The organism is Halanaerobium sp. (genome assembly GCF_003070835.1).
This window is the reverse complement of record NZ_QBLR01000275.1, coordinates 1-4,578: the sequence shown is the minus strand read 5'-3', so window position 1 is coordinate 4,578 and position 4,578 is coordinate 1. Positions and strand designations below refer to the sequence as shown.

Here is a 4,578-nt window from a genome sequence, read left to right as displayed (position 1 = left end):
AATAGAAAAAGACACCCAGGTAAATTGAGGGTGTCTATAAATACTTAAATAGCCCACAACCATTCCTGTCTCGAAGATGGCTGTTATCCTTTTAGGCAGGTCTCCTGACTTTACAGCTCTACTGATTAACCTTCCCCATTATTATTAAATGAGTGGTTTAACCAGCCTACTGATATACAGTGGCGGACCCGTTCAGGAATTTCACCTGATTCCCTATTATCTTCCATTTAAAGAAGCACCTAAAAAGAGAACATTATTTTCTTTTCTACTACTTTTATTCTAGTAATTTTTAAAAAGTCCTTTAAATTAGGACTAATTATTTTAAAAATTTTTGAGATCAGATCAAATATATAACTTTGTGAAAAAAATTATAAAAAAATAAAGGAGTTTCTATATATTTACATAATTATATATTATATCTAATAAAGGGGGGTTTTTAAAAATGGCGTTACATAATAAAATTGGGATTTTAGGTGAGGAAATCGCAGTCAGGTATTTAAAAAAAGAAGGATATTATATTGTTGAGAGAAACTACAGAAATAAATTTGGGGAAATTGACATCATTGCTGCTAAAAATAATTATACAGTTTTTGTTGAAGTTAAAAGCAGAAGTTCAGAAAATTATATTGAACTGGCCCAATCACTTTATCATAAACAGCTGCACAAAATACGAAGAGCTGCAATTTATTATTTTTCAGAAAAAAATATTCATTTAAGTTCAATTCGCTTTGATTTAATTGCCCTAAAAATTGACCCCGCTGCTAAAAAAATTGACAAATTGAAACATTTTATTAATATTATTAACTAATTTTCCATTAATCTTCTGGCATGAGAAAGGAGAAAATTATGTATTCATACCTTTATTCAGCTGTTATTCACGGAGTTAAGTCAGAAATTGTTAGAGTTGAAATAGATATTTCTAGGGGCTTACCCAGTTTCAATATAGTTGGTTTAGCTGGTAAAACTGTAAGAGAATCTGCCAAAAGAGTGCGCTCAGCGATTATAAATTCCGGTTTTGAGTGGCCTGTTAAAAAGATTACTGTTAATTTAGCTCCGGGAAATATCAATAAATATGGTTCTCATTTTGATTTAGCTATAGCAGCAGTTTTATTAGAATGTTCAGGTCAAATTAAAATCAAAAATAAAAATAAGAAACTTTTTGCAGGTGAATTAAATCTGAATGGTAATGTAAATCATGTTAAAGGTGTCCTATCTATGCTGCTTGCTGCACAAGAAAACGATTTTAAAGAAGCTGTACTGCCAGCTAATAATCAAAAAGAATCAATTCTGGTCAAGAATCTGAATTCCTCTTTAATCAAACATTTGCGGGACATTAACAACCTGGAAGATAATCAGGAAAGTATTTTAAATAAGCCAAAAGCAGAAATGAAATCAGTTATAGATTATACTGATCTTTCTGAAATACGGGGTCAAAAAAATGCTAAAAAAGCTATTGTCACTGCCGCTGCTGGCGGTCATAATTTACTATTGATTGGTCCACCAGGCTGTGGTAAAACAGTTCTAGCAGAATCAATTGTAAAGTTATTAGCACCTTTAAATAAAAAAGAATTACTAGAAACCGCCTCAATTTACAGCATCAACAATAATTTAGACGAGTTGAGCTTGACAAAAAAACGACGACCATTTGTAGCACCACATCACTCTATAACAGCTGCTGCTTTAATTGGTGGTGGTCATATACCTGTTCCAGGGGAGATATCTTTAGCCCACAATGGTGTCCTCTTTTTAGATGAACTGCCTGAATTCAAAAGCAGTGTGCTCGCCAATTTAAGAGAACCTCTAGAAAAAAAGAGAATAAAAATTGTAAGACAGCAGGGCAGCTATTACTTCCCAGCCAATTTTCAATTTATTGCAGCTATGAATCCCTGTCCCTGTGGTTTTTCCGGAGTTAAAAATCGAAAATGCAAATGTTCAGAAAGAGATATTGTTAGATACCAACAAAAATTATCAGGACCTTTAAAAGATAGAATTGATTTACAGATTGAAGTTCTACCACCAGAGAAAGATGAAATATTAACTACTTCTCCTTCAGCCCAAGACAAAAATTATACTAATGAAATAGAAATAGCCCGCAAAATGCAGGCTGAAAGGTATCAAAATACAGATTTAAACAACAACTCTGAACTTCTTTTAAAAGACATAGAAAAATATTGTCAACTTGATCAAAAAAGCCAAAAAATATTAGACCAGGCTTATCAAAGGCTTAAATTAAGCGTCAGAGGTTATATCAGATTGATGAGGGTTGCCAGAACAATAGCTGACTTAAATAATCATCAACAGATTAAAGAATCAGACTTAATTGAAGCGGTAGATTTCCGCTGGTATGCTGAAAAATCAGAAATGCTTCTTTAAATATTTAACCAGTGGAACTCCCAAAATTAAGACAACAGCAGCTTCACTTAGACCAATTTGAATTACATTTAACCAGTAAGGAAGATCAAATAAAAGATGGAGATAAATACTGATTAAAAAGGCATTAAATAAAATCGGGCTTAAATAAGCAAAGATATTGTCTCTATTTTTATAAGTAACATAAGCAGCTAAAAGGGTAACTAAACTACCCCCAACTATATCAACCATACCAAGACCACCAATAACATTAGCCAGCATTACACCTAAAAATAAAGCTGGTACAGCTTCAGGAAAAATTATTGGTAAAACTGTCAAAGCTTCTGCTGCTCTAAACTGAATTGGTCCAAAACTAACAGGTGCCAAAAAATAAGTAATAACAACATATAAGGCTGTTATAGCAGCTCCTCTGGCTATTTTTTTTGTATCCATTTTCTTATCTCCTTTCCAAGAGCTTATTTAGATTTTAAATGAATTATTTACAGATAATATATTTATCGCATTTATTTAGTTCTTTTTTAATGATTTTAATTTTCAAGTGCTTTATCAGGTACCCTACCAAAAGACTTCCGATGAATTGGTGATGACCCATATTTTTCTAGAGCTGCTATATGATCAGCTGTCCCATAGCCTTTATTTGACTTAAAGTTATATTGAGGATATTTTTCTGCATACTTAAAAATGATATTATCCCTGCTAACTTTTGCAATTATTGATGCCGCAGCAATTGCATTAACATCTGCATCACCATCGATTATTGCCTGCTGTTCCATCGTTAAATTGGGAATCAGAGCGTTTCCATCAACTAATAAAATATCTGGATGTTTGTCTAATTTGGGCAGCAAATTTTTCACTGCTCTCTTCATAGCCACAAAAGTGGCTTCTCTAATATTATATTTATCAATTTCACTGCTGCTTGCCATGCCAACTCCAACGTGTGCCTTAGAATAAATTTCATCATATAATTCTTCTCTTTTTTGACGGGAAAGTTTTTTTGAATCATCAAGACCATAAATTTTTTGCTCTGGATCTAAAATAACAGCTCCAGCAACTACCGGACCAGCAAGCGGACCTCTGCCAGCCTCATCTATGCCAACGATAAGCTGATAACCCTGAGCAGAAAGTCCTGACTCAATTTCATTCATCTGCTCCCATTTAGTAATGATTGCTTCTTTTTTAGTAATCTTTCGCTCCAATTGAGCTGCAATTTTTTGAATTCCTTTGCGGGAATCAGCTTCTAAAATTTCTATTATTTCTGGTAGTTTTTGATCAACTTCTAAATCAGAAGCTAATCTTTTAACATCTTTAATTGTAAGTTTAGCTATCTTAGTCTTAGTAAAATCTTTTAAAGTATCCTGTTCTTTTAAACTATTTTTTTTAAGATTTTGATCATTCTTCATTATTAGTTTTCACCTTCAGTTCGGCTGCTTCTGCTGGTTTTTCCAGAGTGATTCTACCCAATTTCCCGTCTCTAAAATCATTAATTACTATTCCGGCAGCACGGTTGCGGTCAACTTTACCCCCAGTCATTAAACAGCCTCTTTTACGAGCTATATCAGCCAGAATATCGTAAGCCTGTGTTTCTAAATAATCAAGCCCGTAAGCATCTAATAAAAGATCTCCATTTATTTTAACTATAAATTCAATTAACTTATAAGCTGCTAGTTCAAAATCAAAAATATCATTATCTACCGCTCCGGTTAAAGCCAGCTTATAGGCCTTATCCTCATCAGAAAATTTAGGCCATAGAATTCCTGGTGTATCAAGCAGTCTTACCTTTTTACTGACATTAACCCACTGCCTACCTCTGGTTACTCCCGGTTTGTTACCGATAGTAGTAATTTTTGAGCCGGCCAGGAGGTTGATTAAAGCAGATTTACCTACATTCGGAATTCCAATTATCATTGCCCTTAAGCGGCGGGGTTTTCTACCTTTTTTAGAAAGTTTAGCTGCAATTTGGTCATGGGTATTATTTAAAATACTTTTTAACTCACTAACACCTTCTCCAGTTAGAGAATTAAGCAATACTGCCTCCTCATCTGCTTTACTGTCAAAGTAATTTATCCACTGCTTATTATACTCAGCATCAGCCAAATCCTTTTTGTTTAAAACTGTTATTTTTGACTGTTCATTAATTAATTTTCTTAAATCAGGATTCTGACTGCTGATTGGAATTCTAGCATCAGCAACTTCGATTACTATATCTAC

The 4,578-nt window shown here is 33.4% G+C and carries 5 protein-coding genes and 1 riboswitch; of the genes, 2 read left to right on the top strand and 3 right to left on the bottom strand.

What is annotated here, in order from left to right; translation table 11 throughout:
* Window positions 1-76: 76 nt before the first annotated feature.
* Window positions 77-258, bottom strand: a riboswitch (cobalamin riboswitch).
* A gap of 184 nt (window positions 259-442) precedes the next feature.
* Both CI949_RS17245 and CI949_RS17240 read left to right on the top strand, forming a co-directional pair.
* Window positions 443-808, top strand: a complete 366-nt coding sequence (locus CI949_RS17245) for a YraN family protein (RefSeq protein ID WP_089722714.1) — start codon at window positions 443-445, stop codon at window positions 806-808.
* A 38-nt stretch (window positions 809-846) separates the two neighbouring features.
* Entirely contained in the window at window positions 847-2,373 is a 1,527-nt protein-coding gene (locus tag CI949_RS17240; protein ID WP_089722713.1) for a YifB family Mg chelatase-like AAA ATPase, read from the top strand.
* Here the strand turns inward: CI949_RS17240 and CI949_RS17235 are convergent.
* From CI949_RS17235 to ylqF, 3 genes are all read right to left on the bottom strand, one after another.
* Window positions 2,356-2,802: a QueT transporter family protein gene (locus tag CI949_RS17235; RefSeq protein WP_089722712.1), complete on the bottom strand. Its 447-nt coding sequence runs from the start codon at window positions 2,800-2,802 to the stop codon at window positions 2,356-2,358. The genes CI949_RS17240 and CI949_RS17235 overlap by 18 nt on opposite strands.
* 95 nt (window positions 2,803-2,897) lie before the next feature.
* Window positions 2,898-3,770, bottom strand: a complete 873-nt coding sequence (locus tag CI949_RS17230; RefSeq protein ID WP_089722711.1) for a ribonuclease HII — start codon at window positions 3,768-3,770, stop codon at window positions 2,898-2,900.
* Window positions 3,760-4,578, bottom strand: an 819-nt coding sequence (ylqF, locus tag CI949_RS17225; protein WP_290768638.1) for a ribosome biogenesis GTPase YlqF, incomplete at its 5' end; no start/stop codon positions are given. The genes ylqF and CI949_RS17230, both read right to left, overlap by 11 nt.

Bases quoted from the DNA above. Each gene is read 5' to 3' on its own strand.
- CI949_RS17245 (WP_089722714.1), top strand. From the start codon at position 443: ATGGCGTTACATAATAAAATTGGGATTTTAGGTGAGGAAATCGCAGTC.
- CI949_RS17240 (WP_089722713.1), top strand. From the start codon at position 847: ATGTATTCATACCTTTATTCAGCTGTTATTCACGGAGTTAAGTCAGAA.
- CI949_RS17235 (WP_089722712.1), bottom strand. From the start codon at position 2,802: ATGGATACAAAAAAAATAGCCAGAGGAGCTGCTATAACAGCCTTATAT.
- CI949_RS17230 (WP_089722711.1), bottom strand. From the start codon at position 3,770: ATGAAGAATGATCAAAATCTTAAAAAAAATAGTTTAAAAGAACAGGAT.